This is a genomic window from Nocardia sp. NPDC056952, assembly GCF_042674185.1.
Classification (GTDB): Bacteria; Actinomycetota; Actinomycetes; order Mycobacteriales; family Mycobacteriaceae; genus Nocardia.
This window is the reverse complement of the sequence record NZ_JBHURA010000001.1, coordinates 686693-711651: the sequence shown is the minus strand read 5'-3', so window position 1 is coordinate 711651 and position 24959 is coordinate 686693. Positions and strand designations below refer to the sequence as shown.

General features: G+C 69.5%; 21 protein-coding genes and 1 pseudogene. 12 read left to right on the top strand and 10 right to left on the bottom strand.

The window, feature by feature from the left end:
* The first annotated feature begins 96 nt into the window (after window positions 1-96).
* The 4 genes and pseudogenes from ACFTS5_RS03090 (at window position 97) to aroB (ending at window position 4578) form a co-directional block, all read left to right on the top strand.
* Window positions 97-570 carry a prepilin peptidase gene (locus ACFTS5_RS03090; protein ID WP_378626978.1) on the top strand — a complete coding sequence of 158 codons (474 nt, stop codon included), beginning with the start codon at window positions 97-99 and terminating at the stop codon, window positions 568-570.
* A gap of 182 nt (window positions 571-752) precedes the next feature.
* Window positions 753-1961 (top strand): chorismate synthase, encoded by a 1209-nt coding sequence (aroC, locus tag ACFTS5_RS03085; protein ID WP_378626977.1) that lies wholly within the window; start codon window positions 753-755, stop codon window positions 1959-1961.
* Window positions 1962-2077: 116 nt separating this feature from the next.
* A pseudogene (locus ACFTS5_RS03080) lies at window positions 2078-2575 on the top strand (shikimate kinase); the annotation flags it as partial.
* 884 nt (window positions 2576-3459) lie between these two features.
* Entirely contained in the window at window positions 3460-4578 is a 1119-nt protein-coding gene (gene aroB, locus ACFTS5_RS03075) for a 3-dehydroquinate synthase (RefSeq protein WP_101467074.1), read from the top strand.
* 106 nt (window positions 4579-4684) lie between these two features.
* Here aroB and ACFTS5_RS03070 read toward each other — a convergent pair whose 3' ends face one another.
* From ACFTS5_RS03070 to alaS, 5 genes are all read right to left on the bottom strand, one after another.
* A complete protein-coding gene (locus ACFTS5_RS03070) occupies window positions 4685-5128 on the bottom strand; it encodes a B-4DMT family transporter (protein ID WP_378626976.1) in 444 nt (147 codons plus the stop codon).
* Window positions 5129-5235: 107 nt separating this feature from the next.
* Complete coding sequence (locus ACFTS5_RS03065) at window positions 5236-6054, bottom strand: shikimate dehydrogenase (RefSeq protein ID WP_378626975.1); 819 nt, start codon at window positions 6052-6054, stop codon at window positions 5236-5238.
* A gap of 1 nt (window position 6055) precedes the next feature.
* Complete coding sequence (gene mltG, locus ACFTS5_RS03060) at window positions 6056-7582, bottom strand: endolytic transglycosylase MltG (RefSeq protein WP_378626974.1); 1527 nt, start codon at window positions 7580-7582, stop codon at window positions 6056-6058.
* Entirely contained in the window at window positions 7579-8127 is a 549-nt protein-coding gene (gene ruvX / locus ACFTS5_RS03055) for a Holliday junction resolvase RuvX (protein WP_378626973.1), read from the bottom strand. Before ruvX ends, mltG begins: the two co-directional genes overlap by 4 nt.
* Window positions 8127-10790 (bottom strand): alanine--tRNA ligase, encoded by a 2664-nt coding sequence (gene alaS, locus ACFTS5_RS03050; RefSeq protein ID WP_378626972.1) that lies wholly within the window; start codon window positions 10788-10790, stop codon window positions 8127-8129. Before alaS ends, ruvX begins: the two co-directional genes overlap by 1 nt.
* A 96-nt stretch (window positions 10791-10886) precedes the next feature.
* Here alaS and ACFTS5_RS03045 point away from each other — a divergent pair, with 96 nt between their 5' ends.
* Together ACFTS5_RS03045 and ACFTS5_RS03040 are read left to right on the top strand one after the other, a co-directional pair.
* Window positions 10887-11606 (top strand): helix-turn-helix transcriptional regulator, encoded by a 720-nt coding sequence (locus ACFTS5_RS03045; RefSeq protein ID WP_378626971.1) that lies wholly within the window; start codon window positions 10887-10889, stop codon window positions 11604-11606.
* A 56-nt stretch (window positions 11607-11662) separates the two neighbouring features.
* Window positions 11663-12058, top strand: coding sequence for a hypothetical protein (locus ACFTS5_RS03040; RefSeq protein WP_378626970.1), 396 nt, complete (start codon window positions 11663-11665; stop codon window positions 12056-12058).
* A gap of 12 nt (window positions 12059-12070) precedes the next feature.
* Here the strand turns inward: ACFTS5_RS03040 and ACFTS5_RS03035 are convergent, their stop codons facing one another.
* A complete protein-coding gene (locus tag ACFTS5_RS03035) occupies window positions 12071-13420 on the bottom strand; it encodes a replication-associated recombination protein A (RefSeq protein WP_378626969.1) in 1350 nt (449 codons plus the stop codon).
* A gap of 154 nt (window positions 13421-13574) precedes the next feature.
* Here ACFTS5_RS03035 and ACFTS5_RS03030 point away from each other — a divergent pair, with 154 nt between their 5' ends.
* From ACFTS5_RS03030 to ACFTS5_RS03020, 3 genes are all read left to right on the top strand, one after another.
* Window positions 13575-15239, top strand: coding sequence for an alkaline phosphatase D family protein (locus ACFTS5_RS03030; protein WP_378626967.1), 1665 nt, complete (start codon window positions 13575-13577; stop codon window positions 15237-15239).
* 132 nt (window positions 15240-15371) lie between these two features.
* Window positions 15372-15725 carry a YciI family protein gene (locus tag ACFTS5_RS03025; protein ID WP_378626966.1) on the top strand — a complete coding sequence of 118 codons (354 nt, stop codon included), beginning with the start codon at window positions 15372-15374 and terminating at the stop codon, window positions 15723-15725.
* Entirely contained in the window at window positions 15722-16969 is a 1248-nt protein-coding gene (locus ACFTS5_RS03020; protein WP_378626964.1) for an RNA polymerase sigma factor, read from the top strand. Before ACFTS5_RS03025 ends, ACFTS5_RS03020 begins: the two co-directional genes overlap by 4 nt.
* 21 nt (window positions 16970-16990) lie before the next feature.
* Here the strand turns inward: ACFTS5_RS03020 and ACFTS5_RS03015 are convergent, their stop codons facing one another.
* Together ACFTS5_RS03015 and ACFTS5_RS03010 are read right to left on the bottom strand one after the other, a co-directional pair.
* Entirely contained in the window at window positions 16991-17812 is an 822-nt protein-coding gene (locus tag ACFTS5_RS03015; RefSeq protein ID WP_378626963.1) for a siderophore-interacting protein, read from the bottom strand.
* Between the two features lie 76 nt (window positions 17813-17888).
* The gene (locus ACFTS5_RS03010; RefSeq protein WP_378626962.1) at window positions 17889-19058 is read right to left on the bottom strand and encodes a phosphotransferase family protein; all 1170 of its coding nucleotides are present in this window, start codon (window positions 19056-19058) and stop codon (window positions 17889-17891) included.
* A gap of 193 nt (window positions 19059-19251) precedes the next feature.
* Between ACFTS5_RS03010 and ACFTS5_RS03005 the strand changes: the two genes are divergently transcribed.
* A complete protein-coding gene (locus ACFTS5_RS03005) occupies window positions 19252-20262 on the top strand; it encodes a hypothetical protein (protein WP_378626961.1) in 1011 nt (336 codons plus the stop codon).
* Between the two features lie 2 nt (window positions 20263-20264).
* On the opposite strand, the gene ACFTS5_RS03000 is transcribed toward ACFTS5_RS03005, so the two are convergent.
* The gene (locus ACFTS5_RS03000; protein ID WP_378626960.1) at window positions 20265-21233 is read right to left on the bottom strand and encodes a DUF389 domain-containing protein; all 969 of its coding nucleotides are present in this window, start codon (window positions 21231-21233) and stop codon (window positions 20265-20267) included.
* Between the two features lie 75 nt (window positions 21234-21308).
* Window positions 21309-23123, bottom strand: coding sequence for an aspartate--tRNA ligase (gene aspS / locus ACFTS5_RS02995; protein WP_378626959.1), 1815 nt, complete (start codon window positions 23121-23123; stop codon window positions 21309-21311).
* A gap of 209 nt (window positions 23124-23332) precedes the next feature.
* Between aspS and ACFTS5_RS02990 the strand changes: the two genes are divergently transcribed.
* On the top strand, window positions 23333-24259 hold the full coding sequence (locus ACFTS5_RS02990; protein ID WP_378626957.1) for a neutral zinc metallopeptidase: 927 nt from the start codon (window positions 23333-23335) through the stop codon (window positions 24257-24259).
* A 47-nt stretch (window positions 24260-24306) separates the two neighbouring features.
* A complete protein-coding gene (locus ACFTS5_RS02985; RefSeq protein WP_378626956.1) occupies window positions 24307-24801 on the top strand; it encodes a hypothetical protein in 495 nt (164 codons plus the stop codon).
* The last annotated feature ends 158 nt before the right edge of the window (window positions 24802-24959 follow it).

The following is a 24959-nucleotide window of genomic DNA, read 5'->3' as shown; positions in this document are numbered from 1 at the left end:
GCGAGGTGGATACGGCATTGTTCACATGCGCGGACGTTATCCACATTCTCGGGTACGGCCCACTTTCGGCGGTCGCGGCCCAGCACGATCGATCCCATGACCACTGCCGCGTTCTGTTGCCTCATCGCCTGGTGCCTGCTGCTGGGTGTCATCGACATCCATGTCCGTCGCCTTCCCAACGCGCTGACCGGCGTGGGTGCGGCCGCGGTGTTCCTGTTCGCCTTCTCGACAGGGGAATTGGAGACCGCGGTGATCGGGGCCGCACTGTTGACGATGCCGTATCTGATCACCCACCTGCTCTCCCCGGCCGCACTCGGCGCGGGTGATGTGAAGCTCGCGGTGTCGCTCGGAGCTGCCGCGGCGATCGCCGGACCACCCGCCTGGGTGTGGGCCGCGCTGGCCGCACCACTGCTCACCGCCGCGGCCGCGGTGGTGCTGCTCGGCGGTGATCGGCTGCGTACGGTGCTGGGTCGTGGTCCGCGGCAGGTGCGCGCGGCACCGGCACGACGGCTGGTGCCACACGGCCCCGCGATGTGCCTGGCCACCGTCACCGCGATGGCACTGGCATGACCGGCGGCGCGACGCGCCGAGACGATCCCGGGCACGGGGTGTTGCCGGCGGTCCGGAACAGGCCGGTTCGGCCGGATCAGGGCGGCGGCCGCCACCGCGCGGCCCGGCTCGGCGCCGACGTGCCGCTCGTCACGTCGGCCCGCGTTCCCGACTACACGTGTCGACATGGGAAGATAGTCGGCGTGTTGCGCTGGATAACTGCCGGAGAATCCCATGGTCCCGCTCTCGTCGCCCTCCTGGAAGGGATGGTCGCCGGAGTCGAGGTGACATCGGACGATGTCTCCGCACAGCTCGCCCGCCGCCGGCTCGGTTACGGGCGCGGCGCCCGGATGAAATTCGAGGCCGACAAGGTCACCCTGGTCGGTGGCGTTCGCCACGGCCGCACCATGGGTGGACCGATCGCGATCGAGATCGCCAACTCCGAGTGGCCCAAGTGGACCGAAGTGATGTCGGCCGATCCGATCGACGAGACCGAACTCGCGGGAATGGCGCGTAACGCGCCGCTCACCCGCCCGCGCCCCGGTCACGCCGATTACTCCGGGATGCTCAAGTACGGCTTCGACGATGCCCGTCCGGTGCTCGAGCGGGCCAGCGCCCGGGAGACCGCGGCTCGGGTCGCAGCCGGCACACTCGCGCGCAACTTCCTGCGTCAGGCCTTCGGTGTCGAGGTCATCTCGCATGTGGTGTCGATCGGCACCGCCGCCAACACCACCGGTATCACGCCGGGCCCGGCCGATCTCGACGCGATCGACGCCAGCCCCGTGCGGGCGTTCGACGCCGACGCCGAGGCGGCCATGATCGCCGAGATCGAAGCGGCCAAGAAGGACGGCGACACCCTCGGCGGCGTCGTCGAGGTGATCGTGGACGGCCTGCCCATCGGGCTCGGCTCGTTCGTCAGCGGTGAGCAGCGTCTGGATTCGCGCCTGGCCGCCGCCCTCATGGGTATCCAGGCGATCAAGGGTGTCGAGGTGGGCGACGGGTTCGAGACCGCGCGCCGACGCGGCAGCCAGGCCCACGACGAGATGCGTCCCGGCCCCGACGGCGTCCTGCGCTCGACCAACCGCGCGGGTGGCCTCGAAGGCGGCATGACCAACGGCGAGGCACTGCGGGTGCGCGCCGCCATGAAACCGATCTCGACCGTGCCGCGCGCGCTGTCGACGGTCGACATGTCCAGCGGGGAGGAAGCCGTCGCCATCCACCAGCGCTCGGACGTGTGCGCGGTGCCCGCGGCGGCCGTGGTCGCGGAGTCGATGGTGGCCCTGGTGCTGGCGCAGGCCGCGCTGGAGAAGTTCGGCGGCGACTCGCTGGCCGAGACCGTCGACAACATCACCAGTTACGTCAAGCGGATCGGTAGCCGCCCACACGTGCCCGCGGACAGCCGTATCCCGTGACCGAGCAGGGGCAGGAGGGGACCGCGCCGGAGAGCGACGCGGGCCCCTCACCGGCGATCGTCGAGCCCGGAGCTCCTGACACCGGCGGTGACGACCGGACCGCGCCGGCGGCACGCGTGGTACTGGTCGGGTTGCCCGGCTCGGGGAAGTCGACCATCGGGCGCAAGCTGGCCAGGGAACTCGGGGTGGAGCTCTACGACACCGACGCGGGCATCGAGGCCGATACCGGCCGCACGATTCCCGATATCTTCGCCACCGACGGTGAGACGGAGTTCCGCCGGATCGAGGAACAGGTGGTGCGCCGCGCCGTGCTCGAGCACGACGGCGTGGTTTCCCTCGGCGGCGGTTCGGTGCTGTCCGAACGGACCAGGGACCTGCTGCGGGACGCTCTCGTGGTCTACCTGGAAATCAGTGTGTCCGAAGGGGTTCGGCGCACCGGCGCCAGCAGTACCCGTCCACTGCTCAACGGAGTCGACCCCGCAGCCAAGTATCGGGATCTGATGCGCGAGCGTCGCCCGCTCTACCGCGAGATCGCCTCCGTGCGTGTGCGGACCGACGGGCGGAGTCCTGGTCGGGTGGTGCGGATGATCCTGACCAAGCTCGGTCTCGAATCGGTGCGCACCGATCTGCCGTCTCCCCGTGTGAACGCCGGAAACACCTCGCCCGCTTCGGGTTCGGTCACCGGCAGGCCCGGAACGGGCAGCAATCGGTCCAAGAACCGGCGACGTGCCAGGGCGCGCGCCGCCGCCGCGCGCCGAAGCGGTGCCGACCAGACGGGTGTGGCGGCCGTCGAACGCCGCGACGCCCCGGATGATCGGAACCGTTCGGGGGCAACACAATCCGCGACCGATCGGACGGCAGTCGACGACACCACCGGCGCCACCCGCACAACGGGTGCGGCGCAGAGTGAGTCACGCACGACCGCCGGTCGACGGTCCCGGCGTAGCAGGTCGCGCCGAGGCGGTGCGCGGATCCGGCCGGCAACCACCGTTGCCACCCGGGAAACCGGCGGCACGGTGGCCGAGGGCCCGGAGAGCCGCGCGAGCTCGAAATCAGAGGGCCGCGCGGGTACAGCCGAAAGCCCGCCGGGCAACCGCACTACCGACGCAAGCCAGCCAGGCAACCGCGCTGCCGGCGCCGGGGGTCGGGCGGGCAACCGCAGCACGCCGGGTAGTCGAGTAGGCGGCCGCAGCTCGGTCGCGGGAAGCCAGGCGGCCGGTCGCAATGCCGGTCGCGGCAGGCGGGCGGCGAGCCGCGAGGCAGGTGCCCCGACGCGGGCCGGCCAGCGCGGTGGCGAGTCGGCCGGACCGTCGAGTACGACCACCGCAGATCCTTCGGCGGAAAGCCGGACCGGGGCACCACAACAGGTGCAGCGGGCCGGACCATCCGGTGACGCGGATCGTGGGACCGCCGCCAACGAACGTCGACGACGCGGGCAACCGCGACGACGCGGCGGGCGACGCAATAACAATGACCAGAAAGAATCGGAGCAGCGCACGTGACAGAGCCGAACATCATCCAGGTTCGCACCGCCGACCCGTACCCGGTGATCATCGGCCGCGGGCTGCTCGGCGATCTCGTCGAAGCGGTCAACGCGGGCAACGCCGTGCGGACCGTGGCGATCTTCCATCAGCCGCCGCTGGCCGAAACCGCCGAGGCGGTGCGTAAAGCACTGGCCGACACCGGGATCGACGCGCATCGCATCGAGATCCCCGACGCCGAGGACGGCAAGGAACTGGCCGTGGCCGGGTTCTGCTGGGAGGTGCTCGGCCGGATCGGCCTGACCCGTAACGACGCCATCGTGAGTCTCGGTGGCGGCGCCGCCACCGACCTGGCAGGCTTCGTCGCCGCCACCTGGATGCGCGGGGTGCGCATCGTGCACGTGCCGACCACGCTGCTGGCGATGGTCGACGCCGCGGTCGGCGGCAAGACCGGCATCAACACCGAGGCGGGCAAGAACCTCGTGGGCAGCTTCCACGAGCCCAGCGCCGTGCTGGTCGACCTCGCGACCCTGGAAACGGTGCCGCGCAACGAGATCGTGGCGGGCATGGCCGAGATCATCAAGGCCGGTTTCATCGCCGACCCGGTGATCCTCGATCTCATCGAGGCCGATCCCGAGGCTGCCCTCGACCCCACCGGCGATGTGCTGCCCGAACTGATCCGCCGCGCCATCCAGGTCAAGGCCGACGTGGTCGCCGCCGACCTCAAGGAATCGAGCCTGCGCGAGATCCTGAACTACGGCCACACCCTCGGCCACGCTGTGGAGCGCCGCGAGCGCTACCGCTGGCGTCACGGCGCCGCGGTGTCCGTCGGCTTGGTCTTCGCCGCCGAACTCGGCCGACTGGCCGGCCGTCTCGACGACGCCACCGCCGATCGGCACCGCACCATCCTGGAAAGCGTCGGCCTGCCCGTCTCCTACGACGGCGATGCGCTCCCCCACCTGATGGACGCGATGCAAACCGACAAGAAGACCCGATCCGGTGTGCTGCGTTTCGTGATCCTGGACGGTCTGGCCAAGCCCGGCCGACTCGAGGGCCCTGATCCGTCGCTGCTGGCCGCCGCCTACTCGGCCATCGCCCGCGACACCACCCCGGGCACGTCGCCGATCATGCTCTGAGATCCGAACTCTGGCCCCTGTTCGCGCCCCGACACCATGGTGGGGCGCGAACAGGGGCGGAGGGTCTGCCTCCCGGCCGGTGCCGTTCCGGAGAGAACGACTCCGCTCAGTTCGCGGTGGCGAATTCGGGTTCCGCGGCGCCGGTGGCGGATTCGCTCGAACGGCGCGACCGTGCGTAGCCGAAGGCGATACCCGCCAGCGCGGGCAGGAAGATCAGCAGCAGGATGAACGAGGCCGCGGAGGTCAGTTCGTAGAGGATCCCGGCGTCGCCGAGTTCGATTCCGGGCACCTGATCGAGGACCCAGCACACGGCCGAGCTGGCCAGGCCCGCGCCGAACCCGGCAGCCAACCAGCGGACGGTGAGTCCGTCGGCGCGCGTGCGGCCGTCGCGCACGCCCCAGACGACAACCACTGCGACGATGGCGAGCAGGCAGGCCGCGCGCCAGAAGGTCCCGTACGTGGGCCAGGAGGCCATGGCGAGGCCGAGCAAAACGCGCAGGGCGACGACCAGCGCGCCGAGGACGGTGGCTCGTAACACCCAAGCGGTCATGAAGAACACCTTAGCGGGCCAAAACTAGAACCGGTGTCAATTCGACGGATCGGTCGGTGACGTCGAGGATCCAGCACGCACTCGGCGCCAGCCACCGGAGCCGTCGCCTACTGCTGGGGAAGGGACGCTTCCAGCGCCGCGGCCATCGCCGCGCGCGGCGCAGGCTGACCGGTGAACAGTTCGACCTGTCCATATGCCTGATTCAGCAACATCTGCAGGCCGCTGACCACCGTGTGCCCGGCGGCCTCGACCGCCGTTGCGAGGGGGGTCGGCCACGGGTTGTAGATCGCGTCGAGCACGACCGGTGCCACGGCTACATCTGATGCGATCACTGCGGCCGCCTCGGCGGGCACCGTGCTCACCACCGCTCCGGCCGACGCGCACACCGCGCGCACCTGCTCCCCGTCCAGCGGCACGACCGTGGCCCGCAGGCCGAGACGGTCCGCCAATTCCAGTGCGCTGCGCGCCCGTCCGGCATCACGGGCGATCACCGTGACCTTCTTCGCCCCGAGTTCGGACAGGGCAAGCAACGCGGGCCTGGCCGTTCCGCCGGCACCGAGCACGACAGCCTCGTCGATCGTCGAGACACCACCACCGCGCAGCGCACCGAGTACGCCGTCGACATCGGTGCAGTCCGCCGACCACCCGGCATCGACGCGCACGAGGGTATTGGCCGAGCCGACCAGCACCGCGCGCTCGGTGCGCTCGGCGGCCACCGCCAGCGCCGCTTCCTTGCCCGGCATCGTCACCGACAGCCCGACCCATTCCGGGCCCAGCTCACCGACCAGCCCGGGCAGCCGCGCGGCGTCGCATTCGATCCGCTCGTAACTCCAGTCGAGGCCCAGCGCGCGGTAAGCGGCCAGGTGCAGCTGGGGCGAGCGCGAATGCGCGATCGGCTGACCGAGGACAGCGGCCTTGCGACCCATCTCAGCGCCCACTGTCGAGAATGCCGCTCTGCTCGGCCTTCACGATATTGCGCAGGTGCTCGGAGTAGCTCTCGGTGAACAGGGTGGTGCCCTTCTTGTCGATCGTGACGAAGTACAGCCACTTCCCCGGCTCCGGATTCTCCATCGCCTGCAGGGCTTTGAGCGAGGGTGCGGAGATCGGATTGGCGGGCAGGCCCGACATCGCGTAGGTGTTCCACGGCGTGACGGTGTTGCGGTCGGAGTCGGTGGTGGCGACCTCGGTCTCCTCCAGCGAATAGTTCACCGTCGAGTCGAACTGCAACGGCTGGTCGATCCGCAACCGGTTGACGATGACCCGCGCGACCTTCGGCATGTCCGGCGCCAGCGCTTCGCGTTCGACCAACGACGCCGCGATCAACGTCTGATAAGGATTGAGCTGGGTTTCGGCGCCCGAACGCAACAACCCGGTGGATTCGTAGAGCGCCGCGCTCGCGGTGATCAGCTGACGCAGGATCTGCACCGCCCCGCCGCTGGGATCGAAATCCAGGGTGCCCGCGGAGATCAGCCCGTCGAGCTGCCTGCGCCGGTCGGGGGCGGCCGCGACCGACGCCTTGGCCCAGTCGGGCACGCCGAGAGCGGCCAGGTCGGCACTGGCGCCGGCGGCATCGAGTTGCTCGTAGGTGACGCACTTGGCGGCGGAACCGGCGCCGAGGCAACTGGCGGCGGCGATCTTGGTGTAGATGCCTTCCGTGGGGGCGCCGGTGTGGACGTCGCGCCGGTTGTGCAGCTGACGCCCCTCCGAGATCACGACGTTGCCGACGCGCGAGCCCTTCGACACCAGCGAGGTCACCGCGTGTGCGGCGGGGCTGTTCTTCTGGACCGCGTAATACCCGGGCTGCACGCTGTTCATGTTCGAATTGCGCACGGCCGCTTCGTAGAACGCTTCCGAACTGGCGACGACACCCTTTTCCTTCATGGTGTCGGCGATCTGAGTGGCGGTGTCACCGGAATGCACCTGGACCACCACGAGTTCGCCGGGCGGGCCCGCGAAATCCTCGGCGGGCGCGAGACTGCCCATCAGTTTGTACCCGGCGAAACCGGCGGCGGAGACGACCAGCACGACGAACACGGCCGCGATCACCCACATATTGCGGCGGCGCTTCTTGCGCTCGGCCGCCTTCCGCGAGGCGATCCGTGATTTGGCGCGTCCCGACGGCTTGTTCCGGCCGGGCGGCTTGTTCCGGCCGGACCCCGCGCGAGGACGGCCACGCTCGGCCGTCGGGGCGCGCTGCCCGACGCGACGCGGCGCAACGACCGGCTCCGGCTCGGGTTCCGGTTCGAGAACGTCGTCCAGGATCTGGTCGTCGTAGACCTCGTCCTCGTAGCGCGGGATGACGTCGGTGCCGTCCTCGTCCCACTCGCCGCGATCCGGCGCCGCGTCCTCGCGCACGGTGCGGGGATCGAGCCCCCAGTCGTCGCGGCGGGGGTAGCGCCGATCAGCTTCCCGTGCCCGGTAGCGTTCCTCGGCTCTGGTCCATCGGTCGGTCATGCATCGTCTCCGACCCTCGCCGTATCTGCTGCGTCCTTCAACACCGAACTCCGCTCGTCCAACCATCCTTGCAGAATCGACACGGCTGCCGCCTGATCGATCATCTGCCGCTGGCCACGTGCGCGAACTCCACTGTCGCGCAGCGCACGTGCAGCAGACACCGTAGTCAAACGTTCGTCGGAAAGGCGTATCGGAATCGGGTCGATCACCCGGCGCAACTGCTTGGCAAACTTACGCGCGATGGCGGCGGCGGTGCCGTTTTCGCCGCGCAACGTGCGTGGCAGACCGATGATCACCTCGACCGCTTCGTATTCCCGCACAATGTCGGCAATTCTTGCGATATCGGCGGGTGGGCCCGCTCGCCCACCGGATTTGGCGCGCGCGACGGTCTCGACGGGGGTGGCGAGGATGCCGTCCGGGTCGCTCGAGGCGACGCCGATGCGCACGCTACCGACGTCGATCGCGATCCGGCGGCCCCGGCCCGGGTCGGTCTCCGGGTCGGGGCGGTCGGCGGATTCCTCGCTGGACGAACCAGGGGTGGTCATCAGCCGGCGAGTTCGGCCACCCGGGCACGGACCGCGGTCAAACCGGCCGGGATGCCCGACGGATCCGAGCCCGCGCCCTGCGCCATCTCCGGCTTGCCGCCACCACGCCCGGCGATACTCGGCCCGAAGGCCGCGACCAGATCGCCGGACTTGAAGCCGAGATCCTGGGCGGCCTTGTTCACGGTCACCACGAACGGCGCCTTGCCCTCGACGTTGCCGAGCAGCACGACCACGGCGGCCTCGCTGCCGAGACGGCCACGGATATCGGTGGCCAGCGTCCGCAGGTCACCGGCCGACACGCCCTCGGGCGCCGCGGCGGCCACCAGACGCACCGACCCGACCCGCTCGGCCTGCTCGGCGAATGTGCCCGCCGACGACAGCACCGCGGCGATCTTGGTGCGCTCCAGTTCCTTCTCGGCCACCTTGAGCCGCTCCACGAGCTGCTCCACGCGCCCTGGCACCTCGTCGGAGGGCACCTTCAGCGACGACGCGACACCGGCCAGCAGCGCCCGCTCCTTGGCCAGGTACCTGTAGGAGTCGAGGCCGACGAAGGCCTCGATGCGACGCACCCCGGAACCGACCGAGGCCTCACCCAGCAGGGTGATCGGGCCGATCTGCGAGGAGTGCTCCACGTGGGTGCCGCCGCACAGCTCCATCGAGAACGGCCCGCCGATCTCCACGACGCGCACCTCGTCGCCGTAGTTCTCGCCGAACAGCGCCATCGCGCCCATCTTCTTGGCGTTGGGCAGATCGGTGACGAAGGTGTTCACCGGGAAGTTCGCGCCGACAGCGTCATTGGAGACGGCCTCGATATCGGCCTTCTGCTGCTCCGACAGCGCGCCCTGCCAGTTGAAGTCGAACCGCAGGTAGCCCGGCTTGTTCAGCGAACCCGCCTGCACGGCGTTGGGGCCGAGGATCTGGCGCAGCGCGGCGTGCACCATGTGCGTGCCGGAGTGGCCCTGGGTGGCGCCGCGACGCCAGGCCGGATCCGCTTGCGCGAGCACGACATCGCCCTCGGTGAGCTGGCCCGACTCGACGGTGGCCTTGTGCACCCAGACCTTCTTGGCGATCTTCTGCACGTCGTTGACCTGCAGCTTCAGACCCGAGGCGGTGATGGTGCCGCGGTCGGCGATCTGACCGCCGGACTCGGCGTACATCGGGCTGCGATCGAGGATGACCTCGATGTCCTGGCCTGCCGTGGCCACCGGGACGCGCACGCCGTCGGCGATCAGGGCCAGCACAGTGGCCTCGGAGGTCAGCTCGTCGAACCCGGTGAACTCGGTGGCGCCACGGTCGACCAGTTCCTTGTAGACGGTGAGGTCGGCGTGGGCGTGCTTGCGAGCCTGGGCGTCGTCCTTGGCGCGCTTGCGCTGCTCGGCCATGAGCGAGCGGAAACCGTCCTCGTCCACGGACAGGCCCGCCTCGGCGGCCATTTCGAGAGTGAGGTCGATCGGGAAGCCGTAGGTGTCGTGCAGGGCGAACGCGTCGGAGCCGGTGATCTGCTTGCCGCCCTTGGACTTCACCGCGGTGGCGGCGTTGTCGAACAGGGTCTCGCCGGTGTTGAGGGTCTTGAGGAACGCCATCTCCTCGCCGACCGACACGGTCTCGATGCGCGAGAAGTCGGTGGCCAGCTCGGGGTAGGACGGCGCCATCAGGTCGGTGACGACCTTGATCAGCTCGGCCATCACCGGCTTCTCGGCGCCGAGCAGGCGTGCCGAACGCACGATGCGGCGCAGCAGGCGGCGCAGCACATACCCGCGGCCGTCGTTGCCGGGGTTCACGCCGTCGGCGATGAGCATCGCGGCGGTACGGGCGTGGTCGGCGATCACACGGAAGCGCACGTCGTCGGTGTGGTCGACGCCGTAGGAGCGGCCGGTGAGTTCCTCGGCCTTGTCGATGATCGGGCGCATCAGGTCGGTCTCGTAGACGTTGTCCACGCCCTGGAGCAGGAACGCGACCCGCTCGACGCCCATGCCGGTGTCGATGTTCTGCTTGGGCAGCGGGCCGAGGATCTCGAAGTTGTCCTTGGAGATGCCGGCGCCGCGCTCGTTCTGCATGAACACGAGATTCCAGATCTCGATGTAGCGGTCCTCGTCGGCCTCGGGGCCGCCCTCGACGCCGTATTCGGGGCCGCGGTCGTAGTAGATCTCCGAACACGGGCCACACGGGCCGGGGATGCCCATCGACCAGTAGTTGTCGGCCATGCCGCGACGCTGGATGCGGTCGGCGGGCACGCCCATCTCGAGCCACATCCGCTCGGCCTCGTCGTCGTCGAGGTAGACGGTGACCCATAGGCGCTCGGGATCGAAACCGTAGCCGCCGTCCTCGACGCTGTCGGTGAGCAACGTCCAGGCCAGCGTGATGGCTTCACGCTTGAAGTAGTCGCCGAAGCTGAAGTTGCCCGCCATCTGGAAGAACGTGTTGTGGCGGGTGGTGATGCCGACGTTCTCGATGTCGAGGGTGCGCACGCACTTCTGCACGCTGGTCGCGGTGGCGTACGGCGGGGTCTGCTGACCGAGGAAATACGGAACGAACTGGACCATGCCTGCGTTGACGAACAACAGGTTGGGGTCGGCCAGGATCAGCGAAGCACTGGGGACCTCGGTGTGTCCGGCACGGACGAAATGGTCCAGGAACCGTCGTCGAATCTCGTGGGTCTGCACAAATACCCAGCCTACCGGGCCGGTGCGCGTTGTTTTGAATCGACCGGGGTGGTCCACGCCACGCCGCTGAGACGGCGGATCGACGACAATCGCGCCGTGACGAAAACCGAGCGGCTCTACGCACTCGCCGAGGAACTGCGGGCCTACAGCCCGCGGCCGCGGACCGCCCGGCAACTCGCGGCCCGCTTCGAGGTGTCGACCCGCACGATCGAACGCGATCTTGCCGCATTGGCCCAGGCCGGGGTGCCGATCATGACCGTGCCCGGGCGCGCGGGCGGGTACGCGCTCGATCGGCATCGGACGCTCGCTCCGGTGAGTCTGACGACGGCCGAGGCCACTGCCCTCGCGGTGGCGTTGCCACGGTTGGCCGGTACGCCGTTCGCCGCGGCGGCGGCTTCGGCGGTACACAAGATCGTGGCGGTGCTGCCCGAACAGGACCGGGTGCGCGCTACCGCACTGGTGGAGCGGATCCGGTTGCTGCCGGTGGATCCGGCGAGAGCGGTCTCGCCCGCGATTCTCGACGCGGTGATCCGGCGGCGGGTGCTGCGCTTGGACTACGCCGACCGCGAGGGCGTGACCACTTCGCGGGAAGTGGAACCGCTGGCCTTCCTGGCGGGCGACGAGTGGTTTCTGTACGCCTGGTGCCGGATGCGGACGGGACTGCGGGGATTTCGACTCGATCGGGTGCTCGCCGCGTACGTACTGGACGAGGCGAGTCCCGAACGCGAGGTGGACCTGTCGACGATCCCGACGGGCTTCGGCACGCTCATCGATGTGACCGCGATCACCGACACACCGTTGTCGCGCAACGACTGAATTCTGGATGGCGCAGGCCGCCGCACCCGCCGCGGCCCGACTCGAAGGAGCAGTCCATGACAACCACGACCGTCACCGCCGATCAGCTCGCCGCGACCTGGACCGAGCTGTGGAACGGCAGCACCGCAGTCGCGACGGCGTTGCTCACCGACGACTTCAGCATCCGGTTCGCCTCGCCGACCCGCGACATCACCGACGCGCTGCGCGGGCCCGCGGCGTTCGCCTCGTTCGTCACCGAATATCGGGCACAGCGACCGGACGTCGGGTTCGTCGTCGATTCCGACGCGGCCGGCGGTCTCGATGCCACCGGCACCGGAACATTCGCCGTCCGTTGGCATTCAGCGCACGACGACATTCCCGCGCACGGCGGGATCGACATCTTCGAAGCGGTCGGCGGGCGACTGCGCAGGGTGTGGTCGGTCGGTGGCGCCGCTCCGTTCACGCTCGACTGACCGCACCCCGCCTCACTTGCCGCGGATGATGCGGCGCAACTTTTCCAGACGCGGGGCGATCGTGCGTTCGTTGCCGTGGTCGGTGGGCAGGTAGTAGTCGGTGCCGACCAGTTCGTCGGGTGGGTACTGCTGGGCCACGACGCCCTCGCGGTACTTGTGCGGGAACTTGTAGCCCTGGGCGTTGCCCAGCAGGGCGGCGCCCGCGTAGTGACCGTCGCGCAGGTACGGCGGCACGGCACCGGCCTTGCCGCGCGAGACATCGGCCATCGCCGTGCCGATCGCGGTGGTCACCGCACCGGATTTCGGGGCGGTCGCGAGATGGATGGTGGCCTGCGCCAGGGCGAGTTTGCATTCGGGGAGGCCGACCTGCTGGACGACCTGGGCGGCCGCGGTCGCGGTCTGCAGGGCCATCGGGTCGGCCATGCCGATGTCCTCGCTCGCGTGGATCATCAAGCGGCGCGCGATGAAGCGGGGGTCCTCGCCCGCGGCGAGCATGCGCGCCAGATAGTGCACGGCGGCGTCGACATCGGAGCCGCGAATGGACTTGATGAACGCGCTGATCACGTCGTAGTGCTGGTCGCCCGCGCGGTCGTAGCGGACGGCGGCCTTGTCGACGGTCGCCTCGACCGTTTCCAGGTCGACGGCGCCCTCGGTCGCCGACTCGGCCGACGCCTCCAAGGCGGTGAGCGCGCGGCGAGCGTCGCCGCCCGCGATCCGCACGATGTGCTCGATCGCCTCGTCGCTGACGGTGTAGGCGTCGGCGAGACCGCGCGGGTCGCTGATCGCGCGGGCGAGGACCGCGCGGATGTCGTCGGGAGTGAGCGGTTGCAGTTGCAGGACGAGCGAGCGCGACAGCAACGGGGACACGACGGAGAACGAGGGGTTCTCGGTGGTCGCGCCGACCAGCAACACGACCCGGTTCTCGACGGCGGCCAGCAGCGCGTCCTGCTGGGTCTTGGAGAAGCGATGGATCTCGTCGATGAACAGCACGGTCTGCTCGCCCGCGGCGAGCCTGCGCCGGGCGAGGTCGATCACCGCCCGCACCTCCTTCACGCCGGCCGACAGCGCCGACAGCGCTTCGAATCGACGGCCGGTGGCTTGCGAGAGCAACGAGGCCAGCGTGGTCTTTCCGGTGCCGGGCGGCCCGTAGAGCAGCACCGATGCCGCACCGGACCCTTCGACGAGCCGGCGCAGCGGAGACCCGGGACCGAGCAGATGCGTCTGGCCGATCACCTCGTCCAGGTTCGCCGGGCGCATGCGAACGGCGAGCGGCGCGCCGGAGTCGCGCCGGAACGCCGCGTCGGCGCCGGAGTCGGCGGACGCGTGTTCGCCACCGGGCACGTCGAAAAGGCTGTCGCTCACGTTGTGCAGGGTACCGAGGCCCTCGGACATGTACTGCGAAGCGCACCAACCGACCCCCGCAGATCGACCAGGACCTTCCACGCAGATGGACAGTTGACCAACAATCCTCGGGTCGACTTGCGCCGGAGCGTTTCGTGGGCTGTGATCGCTGATCGTGGTCGAAAACAACAGCGCCGTAACCTCCCAGCCGGTCGGGTTCGCCCGCCGCACCCTGTTCGCCGGTTCCACGGCGGTCGCGGCGGTCGCGGTGCTGGGCACCGCGGCGCCCGCGCACGCCGCGGGTGCTGTCTTCCGGCACGGCGTCGCGTCCGGCGATCCGCTACCGAGCGCGGTCATCCTGTGGACCCGGGTCACGGTCGCCGAGGACGCCGCTCCCGGTTCCGGCCTCGGCGACGCGGCAGCGGTGCGCTGGGAGATCGCCACCGACGCCGGCTTCGGCACGCTCGCCGCATCCGGCACCGTCACCGCCTCGGCCGACACCGACCACACCGTCAAGGTCGACGCGACCGGCCTCACCCCCGGTCAGGACTACTTCTACCGTTTCACCGCGCTCGGCGAGACCTCACCCGTCGGCCGCACCAGAACAGCGCCCGCACCGGACAGCGAGGTCGACCGCCTCCGCCTCGGCCTGGTCTCCTGCGCCAACTGGGAAGCAGGCTGGTTCGGCTCCTACCGGCACCTGGCCGCGCGCACCGATCTCGACGCGATCGTGCACCTCGGCGACTACATCTACGAGTACGGCCGTGGCAAGTACACCGGCCGCAACGGCGCGGTCCGCGCACACGACCCGGCGAACGAGATCGTCACCCTCACCGACTACCGCACCCGCCACGGCCAGTACAAGACCGATCCCGACCTGATGGCCCTGCACGCGGGAGTGCCGTTCATCTGCACCTGGGACGACCACGAGTCGGCCGACAACTCCTGGCGCGAGGGCGCGGAGAACCACGACCCCGCCACCGAAGGCCCCTGGGCCGACCGTAAGGCCGCGTCCACCCGCGCCTACCTGGAGTGGATGCCGGTGCGCGCCACGCGCGCCGACGGCCAGGTGCAGATCTACCGCCGCCTGCGATTCGGCACGCTGGCGGAACTGTCGATGCTGGATCTGCGCACCTACCGTGACGAGGAGGCGGGGCCGGGTGGGGGCTGGCGGCACGCCGACGACCCGTCGCGCACCATCACCGGCCGCGCCCAGATGGAGTGGCTCACCGCGGGACTCACCTCCTCCCCCACCCGCTGGAAGCTGGTCGGCAATTCGGTGATGGTCGCGCCGCTGGTGTTCCCGCCGCTGGAAGCGGCCACCACCCAGGCGATCACCGAGGCACTCGGCATTCCGCAGGGCGGCATCACCGTCAACGGCGACCAGTGGGACGGCTACACCGCCGACCGCACCACGCTGTTCCGGGCGATCGCCGACAACGAAGTGGGCGACGTCGTGTTCCTCACCGGCGACATCCACACCTCCTGGGCCGCCGACCTGCCGGTGAACGCCGCGAACTACCCGGGCGGACCGACTGTCGGCGCGGAGTTCGTGATCCCGTCGGTCACCTCCTCGAGTGTCGGCGACCTGCTCAAGATGCCCGCCCGGACCGCGTCGGTACCGGCGGAAGAGGCCATCAAGGCGGCCAACCACCACCTGCGTTACGTCGAGCTCGACTCACACGGTTTCGGCGTGCTCGAGGTGACCGCGACGCAGACGCAGATGGACTGGTTCTACGTCGCCGATGTCACCGATCCCGCGACGGGCGTGCGCCACGGCGCGTCGTTCGCCGTTCCGGCGGGCGGTCGGCTCGAACCGCGGCCGGCTCCGATGCCCTGACCGGGGTTCGCCGCGACGCCGCGGAAATCGGCGCACAATTCTTCGGACAGGGTTGTCGATTACACCCGTGGCCGCTCGTCGAGTGAGTACGGCACCCGACGAGCGGGCAGCCCACACCCGAAGGAGCACATCATGAGCCAGTACCTGGTCCTGATCTACGGCGACGAAGCCGCCTACGCCGCGTACTCCCCCGCCGAGTTCGACGACATGCTCGCCGCGCATCGCACCTTCCAGCAGATCGCCGGTGACGCCAATCTCGGTGGGCAGGCGTTGCAGCCCACCGCGACCGCCACCACGATCCGCCACGACGCCAACGGCGAGGTCGTCATCACCGACGGGCCGTTCGCCGAGGCGAAGGAAGCGCTCGGCGGCTACTACTTGCTGGAGGCGCCCGACCTGGATGCCGCGATCGCGATCGCCGCGCAGGTGCCTGCCCCCACCGGTGGCGTCGAGGTTCGCCCGATCCAGGTCTACCCACAGTCGTGACCACGGTGGCGGCCGCGGCCGTCGAGCAGGCGCACCGTCGTGAATGGGCCTTCGTGCTCGCCGCGACGGTGCGGCTGGTCCGCGATTTCGACCTCGCCGAAGAATGCGTCCAGGATGCCTACGCGACGGCCCTCACCGTGTGGGCGAGCGACGGTGTCCCGGCCAAGCCCGGCGCCTGGCTGACGACGGTGGCGCGACGCCGGGGCCTCGACCTGCTACGCCGCGACAGCACGTTCCGGCGGGCGCTGCCCCAGCTCGTCGTCGACGAGCCGGTCGCCGACACCGCCGATCTGGCGCTGGCCGACCTGGACGACCCTGCGATCCCCGACGACCGGTTGCGGCTGATCAGCACCTGCTGTCACCCCGCGCTCGCACCACAGGCCCAGGTCGCGCTGACCCTGCGGCTGGTCTGCGGTGTCACCACCGCCGAGGTGGCTCGCGCGTTCCTGGTGAGCGAGTCGACGATGGCCGCGCGCATCACCCGAGCCAAGAAGAAGGTCGCGGTCGCGGCCATCCCGTATCGGGTGCCCTCGGTGCGGGAACTGCCGCAGCGCCTCGATTCCATCTGCGCGGTGATCCATCTGCTGTTCACCACCGGCCATACCGCGCCGGCGGGTGAGGTGCTGGTCCGTGCCGATCTCGTCGACCGGTCGCTGCAGCTGGCCAGGATGATGCACGCGCTGGTCCCCGACGACCCGTCCGTGACCGGGCTGCTGGCGCTGATCCTGCTGACCGACGCCCGCCGGGCAGCGCGCGTCGACGACGACGGCAATCTGTGCACGCTCGAATACCAGGACCGCGAGCGCTGGGACCGCGCGGCCATCGTCGAGGGCATCGCGCTGGTGAAACACGCTCTGCCACATACCGACCGGTATACCTTGCAGGCCGCGATCGCCGCCGTCCACGACGAGGCGCCCACGTGGGCCGACACCGACTGGCGAGAGATCATCGGCCTGTATCGGCTGTTGCTGCGCGATTCGGCGTCGCCGGTCGCGCTGCTCAATCACGCCATCGCGGTCGGCCTCGCCGGCGATCCGGCACAGGCGCTGGCCCTACTGGATCCGCTCGGCGCGGAACCGGCGCTGGCGACCTACGGCTATCTCGACGCCGCCCGCGCCGCTTTCCTCACCGATCTCGGGCGCACCGAGGAGGCGATCGCCGCCTACGAGTCGGCGTTGCTGCTCACCGACAACGCGGTCGAACGCGCCCATCTGCGTGGCAAACTCGTCGCGCTGACGAGCTGACCGGCACAGGGCAACTCCGGGTCAGGCGCCTTCGGCCGCCAGCTCCCGCTTCCACTCGCGGAAGCCCTCCTCGGTGCGGCCGCGCCGCCAATACCCCGAGATCGAGAGCCATTTCGGCGCGACGTCACGTTCCTTACGCAGGTAGGGGCGCAGCTGCCGCATCACGGCCTCGGCCTCCCCGTGCACGAACGCCTGAACCTGACCCGGCAGCCACTCGGCCGCGCGCACCGCGGCCACCAGTGGCGAGTGCGCCCCGGCGAGGTCGTCGGTGATCCGGTCCGAGGACACCCCGCGATGCACCCAGTGCAGGCGCAGGTCGGCGGGCGAGTCGAGGGCGATCTCGTCTTCGGTGCCGCCCACCTCGACGAACACCAGGGCGGGCACACCGGCGGGTAGTGCCTCGACCGCGGCCGCGATGGCGGGCAGCGCCGACTCGTCGCCGGCGAACAGGTACCAGTCGGCCGCCGGGTCGGGCGCGAACGCACCGCCGGGTCCGTTCAACCAGAACCGCGCGCCCGGCTCCACCGAGCGCGCCCAAGGCCCGGCGATGCCTTCGTCGCCGTGCACCACGAAGTCGATGCTGATCTCGCGCCGTTGCGGATCGAAGGACCGCACGGTGTAGGTGCGCAGCACGGGCTGGCTCTCCGGGCCCAGCGTCGCGCGCACGGTGTCGAGATCGAACGGCTCGGGGTAGTCGACGCCCGGCGCCGGAAAGATCAACTTCACGTAGGCATCGGTGAACCCGTTAGGGCTGAATCCGTCCGAGACCGTGCCGACCACCCGCACCAGGTGCGGGGTCAACCACTGCTTGCGGACGACTGTGACGGTGACCGGTATCGGCACGGCTGCTCCCAACTCCTCAGATCCCTGCCGACGGTACTCGTGTCGCGCCGGGAAATGGGGAGCCCGCTCGGCGGCGCTACTCCGACCAGCGCTCTTCGAGCATCGCCGAGACCTGTTCGGCGAAGTCGCCGACCGCGTCGTCGCCGGTCATCCTCGCGTCCTCGGCCAGCGCCGACCACCGGTTGATCAGTGCCTCCGAGCGCGGCACCGACAGCCCGTGCTCACGCGCGGTGGCGATGCGGGCGTGGTCGGCGGGCAGGAACCAGTACGTCGACAGCCAGACCCAGATCAGCCGGGCCTCGAGGATTCGTTCGGCCAGAACGGTGTCGTCGGCCAGCGACGGCCACACACCGACCACGGCCGAACGCCAGGCCTCGACCATCTCCTTGGCACGGCTGCGCGAGAGTTCGAAATCGCACAGGCAGCCGGGGAAGGAGACCAGCGCGTAGGCGATGTCGAGGGTGGCGTCGCGGAAACCGCCCCATTCGTAGTCGAGGAACCGCGCGCCTTCCTCGTTCATGATCACGTTGTCGGGGCACAGGTCCGACGGGCTGAACGCGCGATAGCGGCCGCCGGTGAACAGGCGGTTGCCGTGCACGATGCGTTCGGCGATCTCCCCGGGCACCTCGATGCCGAACTCGGCTTCGAGCAGACCCGGGACCTCGGCGATGGCGGCCTGCGCCTGCTGGGCGATCCCGTCGACACGATGCGCCGAGTCGACCCGGCGCATCAGGGCGACGAAGTCGGGTTCGCGGCCGACGGTCGCGGCGTGCATCCGGCCGAGCGCCTGCGCGAACGCCATCAGCGAGTTGCGGGTGCCCGGCTCGACACGTGCCTGCAGCACCGAGGTGAGTAAGGCGTTCTCGCCGAGGTCCGACAGCACGAGGAGCCGGTCGGGAACGCTGTGGGCGATCAGGAAGGCTCCGGGGCGCTGTTCGCGACTCAGCGCGGTGGTGAACTGGTAGGACACCGCCTCGCGCAGGAACGCGGCGTCGATGCTGGCGACGCCGGGCGCCAGACCACCGGTGCGGCGGTCAGGACTGGAACCGCGCACCTGCTTCACGATCAGGGTGCGCGGCAACGAAAATGCGTTTTCCGCAACACGCACGCGTAGGACTGTCGTCCTACCACTGCCGCTGAGCTCCATCGGATCACTCAGCTTTACCGGAGCACCCATTCGCTTTGTGAGCAACTGTTGTGCTGCGGACACGACGTCGGCGGCGCGTTCGGCCAATAGTGCGGTCATCGCCTCTCAAGCTACTCGTACCCGGTCACTTCTAGCGAGCGGTTGGACAACCTTTCCGCGTCGCTCGGCGTGTTGGCGCCGAGGTTGCGCGTGTGTGCCTGTTCGCTTGACACATCAGCCGGTCTTCGGGTTTTCTCATCGTGAACTGCTGTGCGCCACACCGCAAACCGGTTGAGTCGAAAGGTCTATCACAGTGACCGACACTCCGTACGCCGCATCGAGCGATTCGCCGGGCGGGTCGCCTGTTCCGGGCGGTGGCGGACAGTTCGCCGGCCCGACGGGCCGACATGAGGGCACCGGGCAGCCACCGGCTCCCGGTCCGGGGCCGAGCAGGCACGGAATGGCCGGTGGCGCAGGCTATCCGCAATTCGAGGGGCCCGGCGCCGCCCAGTACGGGCAGGAGCCGGTCGAGCCGCCGCCACCGATTGCCGGACGCGGCGGGCCCACACCGCAGTACGGGCCCGCGGGCACGGGCTCCGGTTACGCGGTCCCCCAGGCGAAACCGGAGAATCCGGTATACCCCGCATCCGGCGTGTCGCAGGGCGGTGGCGGGCAGACGCCCGGTTACTACCATTCGGGAGCACAAGCCCTCGATATCGGCCGTTCGCTGAGCTACGGCTGGGAACGATTCCGAGCCAATCCGGGTCCGTGGCTCGGCGTCACCGCGGTGGGCGTGCTGATCTATCTCGGCTTCGTCGCCGTGGTCCAGATCGTCGAACCGACATCGCCGTTCAGCGTGCTGTTGCTGTTCCTGATGGTGATCGTCGCACTGTGGCTGCTGCAGGCGGCGATGGTGCGCGGCGCGCTCTACGAAACCGACGGATACCCACCGGCTTTCGGGTCGTACTTCCGGTTCGTGAACGCGGGCAATGTCCTGCTCACCTCGCTGCTCGCTTTCACCGTCACGCTGCTCGCGTCGACGCTGTGCCTGCTGCCCGGCATCGTCGCCGGGTTCCTGTGCATGTTCTCGATGCACTTCGTGATCGATCAGGACTACGGTCCGGTGGAAGCGATCAAGGCGAGCGCGCAACTGGTGCTGGCGAACCTGTGGGCGGCGCTGCTGCTGGCGCTCACCATCACGCTGGTCACCCTCGTCGGCGCGATACTGTGCGGGCTCGGCCTGTTCGTCGCGGGGCCGGTGTGCGTCATCGCGGTCACCTACTCCTACCGGATGCTGACGGCAGGACCGGTCGCCCGCGTCTGAGGTCAGCGGTCGAGTGCGGACCGCATGCCGATGGCCCGCTTGAATCGCCCGACCGGACCGTCGGTGTCCCCCGCCCGGGGTCGCAACTCGAGGACGATCACCCCGGCCACGACGATGCCGAGCAGGTTCACCGCGAGCTGACCGACCGATTCGAACGCGCGATGCCACTGACCGATCGTCGCCGCCACCACCGCGTAGCCCGCGGCAGGCACGGTGGTGACCGAGATGAACACCCCGATCAGGGCCGCCGACTTCGCGGTGACCAGCGACAGCATCCCTGCCGCACCGGCGAGCAGCGCCACGACCAGCGAGAACGGCCCCACCTCGTAGATGAAGTCGACATTGTGCGCGTCGATGACACCCTTGGTGGTGATCCAGCCCAGCTGCTGCCACACCAGGGTCGCGCCGAGCGTGATCACCATCGCCACCGGGAAGGCCACGGCGAGCGCGAGTACTGAACGCCGGGCCAGCCGCCAGTTACGGCGTACCAGCGCGACCGACAGCGCTGCCAGCGGCCCGAACTCCGGACCCACCACCATCGCGCCGACAATGGTGACCGGCGAGTTGGTCGCCACACCGATCGAGGCCAGCAGACAGGCGATCGTCAGAAACGCGACAAAGGTGGCGTTGAGCGAGGACTCCTCGTGCGTCTCCTTGAGCAGCTGCTCCCAGACGACCGCGTCGCTCGGGTCGCCCGGCGCGGCGTGGACCGCGCGATCGGCGGCGTCGGACAGCACCGCCGTGATCGGTTCCAGCGTGATCCCGCCGGTGTGAACGATGCCGAGCGCCTTCACATCGGCGAGGACCTTGTTGCCCGCCTCGCGCGCCACATCGGCCTGGACCAGATCGCCCGGCGGGTCGAGGGCGATCCCGCGCGCCACCGTCAGATGAGTGACACCGGCGTCGTGTTCGAGCACCCGCACCAGGGCGTCGGTCTGCTCGGGCGGGCTGATCACTCGCAGATGTAGCACCCGGTGTCCTCCTGATCGGTCCCGCCGTCGCGATCGGGAACTGACCAGAAGGTACCGGGCTACCTCCGATGGCCGCTATTTCTCGGCCGCAACAACTTTCGGCGCGTCGGCGGCGTCGCCCTTGCCCTTGGCCTCGGGCTTGGCGTCGATGCCCGCTTCCTTGCGCTGCTGCGCGGTGATCTGCGCGGGTGCGTCGGTGAGCGGGTCGACGCCGCCACCGGTCTTCGGGAACGCGATCACCTCGCGAATCGAGTCCTCGCCCGCCAGCAGCGCGGTGATGCGGTCCCAGCCGAAGGCGATGCCGCCCATGGGCGGGGCGCCGAAGGAGAAGGCATCGAGCAGGAAGCCGAACTTCTCCTGGGCCTCGGCGTGGTCGATGCCCATCACCTTGAACACGCGTTCCTGCACGTCGCGGCGGTGGATACGGATGGAACCGCCGCCGATCTCGTTGCCGTTGCAGACGATGTCGTAGGCGTAGGCCAGCGCCGCACCGGGGTCGGTGTCGAAGGTGTCGATCGACTCCGGCTTCGGCGAGGTGAAGGCGTGGTGCACCGCGGTCCAGGCCGAGTAGCCGAGGGCCACGTCGCCGCTGGCGGTGGCGTCGGCGGTGGGCTCGAACATCGGGGCGTCGACGATCCAGACGAAGGCCCAGGCGTTCGGGTCGATGAGGTCGCACTTGCGGGCGATCTCGCCGCGGGCGGCACCGAGCAAGGCACGGCTCGACTTCACCGCACCGGCCGCGAAGAACACGCAGTCACCCGGCTCGGCACCGACCTGCTTGGCCAAGCCGTCGCGCTCGGCGTCGGTCAGGTTCTTGGCGACCGGGCCACCCAGGGTGCCGTCTTCGTTGATCAGGATGTAGGCCAGGCCCTTGGCGCCGCGCTGCTTGGCCCAGTCCTGCCAGGCGTCGAGCTGACGTCGCGGCTGGCTCGCGCCACCGGGCATCACGACCGCGCCGACGTACTCCGACTGGAACACGCGGAATGTGGTGTCCTTGAAGTAGTCGGTGAGCTCGGTGATCTCCACGCCGAAGCGCAGGTCGGGCTTGTCGGAGCCGTAGCGCCGCATCGCCTCGGCGTAGGTCATGTGCGGGATCGGGGTGACGATCTCGTGGCCGACCAGCTTCCACAGCGAGGTCAGGATGTCCTCGGCCAGCAGGATCACGTCTTCCTGGCGCACGAAGCTCATCTCGATGTCGAGCTGGGTGAACTCGGGCTGACGGTCGGCGCGGAAGTCCTCGTCGCGGTAGCAGCGCGCGATCTGGTAGTACCGCTCGATGCCGCCGACCATCAGCAGCTGCTTGAACAGCTGCGGGCTCTGCGGCAGGGCGTAGAAGCTACCCGGCTGCAAGCGCGCGGGAACCAGGAAGTCGCGGGCGCCCTCGGGAGTCGAGCGGGTGAGCGTCGGGGTCTCGACCTCGACGAAGTCATGGTTGGCCAGCACGTCGCGAGCCGCGGCGTTGACCTTGGAGCGCAGGCGGATGGCGTGGCCGGGGCCTTCGCGGCGCAGGTCCAGGTAGCGGTACTTGAGGCGGGCCTCGTCGCCGGGGGTCTCGTCGAGCTGGAACGGCAGCGGCGCGCTCTCGTTGAGCACGACCAGTTCCTTGGCGTCGACCTCGATCTGCCCGGTCGGCAGCTCCGGGTTCTCGTTGCCGTCGGGACGCCGTTCCACCACACCGGTGACCTGCACACAGTATTCCGCGCGCAGCTTGTGGGCCTGCTCGGCCGCCTCGCCCTCGCGGAAGACCACCTGCGAGACGCCCGAGGCGTCGCGCAGATCGATGAAGGTCACACCACCGTGGTCACGACGCCTCGCCACCCAGCCGGTGAGGGTGACGGTCTGACCGGCGTGCTCGCCTCGCAGCGAACCAGCCAAGTGGGTGCGCAGCACGGTATTCCTTTCGACAGACTTTCACGGACTTGTCGCACCGGCGCAGATGACCGCGTGCACTGCCATCGTAGTGAGACACGGTGCCCGGATGAAAACCGATATCTTCCTCACCGTGTCAAGCTTGTGACACCTGTCCGCCGTCGCCGCTCCCGCCGACGGTGAATCGCGCTGTGAGACAGCTGGACAACCGAGCGAAGGCGAGTACCGCGATGACCTTCAACGAAGGTATGCAGATCGATCCCGGCCGGGCTTCGTCGGGCGGCGGACCCGGCATGGGCGGCAAACTCGCCCTCGGCGGCGGCGCGGGCGGTCTGATCCTGCTGGTGATCACGTTGCTCCTCGGCGGCGATCCGGGGACGGTGCTCGGCAACTTCACCGGCGCGCAGAGCGGGCAGCAGGCACAGCCGGGGACCGCGGGAACGCCGACCCACTGCAAGACCGGCGCCGATGCGAACAAGTACGTCGACTGCCGGGTGGTGGCCACCGCGCAGAGCCTGGACGCGGTGTGGTCGGTGCAGCTGCCCAAGCAGACCGGCAAGCAGTACGTGGAGCCCGAGCTGGTGCTGTTCACCGGCGGCGTGAGCACCGGCTGCGGCAACGCCACCAGTGATGTCGGCCCGTTCTACTGCCCCGCCGACCAGACCGCCTATTTCGACACCGCCTTCTTCCAGGAACTCACCGACCGCTTCGGCGCGAGCGCGGGACCGCTGGCGCAGGAGTACGTGGTCGCGCACGAGGTCGGCCACCACATCCAGAACCAGCTCGGCGATATCGGCAAGGCTCAGCGCGATCCGCAGGGTGCGACCTCGGGCGCGGTCCGCACCGAGCTGCAGGCCGACTGCTACGCCGGTATCTGGGCCAACTTCGCCGACAAGCAGCCCTCACCGGGCGGCGGACAGCCCTTCCTGAAGCCCCTGTCCGACAACGACATTCGCGACGCGCTGTCGGCGGCCAATGCCGTGGGTGACGACCGTATCCAGCGCTCGGCCGGTCGCGGCGTCAATCCCGAGTCGTGGACCCACGGATCCTCCGAACAGCGACAGAAGTGGTTCCTCGTCGGCTACCGGACCGGGTCGGTGCAGGCGTGCGACACCTATTCCGCGCGTGACCTCGACAACCCGCCCGGGATACGCTGACGCCTCGAACGCGATACCAGGCACTGTCTTTCGATCGAGGGGAACCCATGCGCCCGACCATGACCGGACTGCTCGTCTGCGCTCTCGCCCTGAGCGGCGCGAGCGCACTCGCCCATGCCGATCCGGCGCCACTACCGTTGGTGAGCCTGACCACGATCCCCGACGGCTGGTCACAGCGCACCGACCTGCGTCCGGTCCTGCAGGTGTTCGCCGACGGCAAGGCCGTGCACATGCCCGACGCGGTGAGCAAGGACCGTAAACCCGAGACCGCGCCCAAGCAGGTGACCGGAAAGGTTGCCGCCGACGTGATCTCGGCCGCGCGCGAGGAGATCAACGCGCTGAAGGACACCGACTTCGGGATGCCGGCGGGCGACAACCGCGGCACCCAGATCATCGACCTGATGCCCGACGATCCGACCGATGAGGCCCACCTGGTGATCTACTCCCCCGAGGCGTCCGATGGCCTCAACCCGGAGCAGAAGGCCGCGCGCAAGCGCTTCACCGACCTCTACAAGAAGCTGGTCGACGCCTTCAAGAGCTGATCGTTCGACACCGAACCGACAGGGGCTCGCCGGGTTTCACCGGCGAGCCCCATGTCGGTGAGAAACCATCCGGGGTCGCGTCCGCTTGCCCGTGGTGCGCGGGGGCGGGCCCCATCACCGGGGGGGGGGGTTCGCCCACGGGGCCCGGGAGATGGTGG

Bases quoted from the DNA above. Each gene is read 5' to 3' on its own strand.
- ACFTS5_RS03010 (WP_378626962.1), bottom strand. From the start codon at position 19,058: ATGACCGCACTATTGGCCGAACGCGCCGCCGACGTCGTGTCCGCAGCA.
- ACFTS5_RS02990 (WP_378626957.1), top strand. From the start codon at position 23,333: ATGACCTTCAACGAAGGTATGCAGATCGATCCCGGCCGGGCTTCGTCG.
- ACFTS5_RS02985 (WP_378626956.1), top strand. From the start codon at position 24,307: ATGCGCCCGACCATGACCGGACTGCTCGTCTGCGCTCTCGCCCTGAGC.
- mltG (WP_378626974.1), bottom strand. From the start codon at position 7,582: ATGACCGACCGATGGACCAGAGCCGAGGAACGCTACCGGGCACGGGAA.
- ACFTS5_RS03070 (WP_378626976.1), bottom strand. From the start codon at position 5,128: ATGACCGCTTGGGTGTTACGAGCCACCGTCCTCGGCGCGCTGGTCGTC.
- ruvX (WP_378626973.1), bottom strand. From the start codon at position 8,127: ATGACCACCCCTGGTTCGTCCAGCGAGGAATCCGCCGACCGCCCCGAC.
- ACFTS5_RS03040 (WP_378626970.1), top strand. From the start codon at position 11,663: ATGACAACCACGACCGTCACCGCCGATCAGCTCGCCGCGACCTGGACC.
- ACFTS5_RS03025 (WP_378626966.1), top strand. From the start codon at position 15,372: ATGAGCCAGTACCTGGTCCTGATCTACGGCGACGAAGCCGCCTACGCC.
- ACFTS5_RS03065 (WP_378626975.1), bottom strand. From the start codon at position 6,054: ATGGGTCGCAAGGCCGCTGTCCTCGGTCAGCCGATCGCGCATTCGCGC.
- ACFTS5_RS03090 (WP_378626978.1), top strand. From the start codon at position 97: ATGACCACTGCCGCGTTCTGTTGCCTCATCGCCTGGTGCCTGCTGCTG.